We start from the raw sequence: 511 nt of genomic DNA on the forward strand, positions 1-511 counted from the left end.
TCACCCAATTGTCGATGGCCGAGTACTGGACCAGCGGCCAGACTTGGCTATTCCCGATACAGGTTTTGGGGTTTCTGGACACATCGCAGGGTCCCGCCGGAATATTCGCTGACTTGCCGTGGGCGGGTGAGTTCTCCGCGACGTTGTGGACGTTGCGGTATGAAATGATCGCCTACATGGCTGCGGCAGTAATATTTTTCTCTCCAATTCCCTGGAACAGGCTGACCCATGTCGCGTTGTTCGGAATTACGAGCGGAGCATATTTGGCGCTGAGCGTTTTCTGGAGCGACGCGCCAGCGTTAATCATGAGTTCCGCTCGGCTGTCTGCCGCGTTCACTCTGGGCATGGTCGTACATGGGTGGCGGCACTGCTTGCCAATCCTGCCTTGGGCTGTGCTTCCGGCGGTGCCGCTGTGGCTGCTCTCAGGGGCACACCCTTGGGCTGAGTGGTTCCTCAATATTGCGCTGGCAGCCGGCATATTCTGGTTCGCCTTCGCAGCGATCGGGGGCTT

General features: G+C 58.5%; 1 protein-coding gene. It reads left to right on the forward strand.

The window, feature by feature from the left end:
- Positions 1–14: 14 nt before the first annotated feature.
- Positions 15–511: hypothetical protein (locus PKF00_RS44400; RefSeq protein WP_271223818.1), on the forward strand; the 497-nt coding region annotated here is incomplete at its 3' end.

The sequence above is a fragment of the Streptosporangium carneum genome (assembly GCF_027922005.1).
GTDB classification, from domain to species: domain Bacteria; phylum Actinomycetota; class Actinomycetes; order Streptosporangiales; family Streptosporangiaceae; genus Streptosporangium; species Streptosporangium carneum.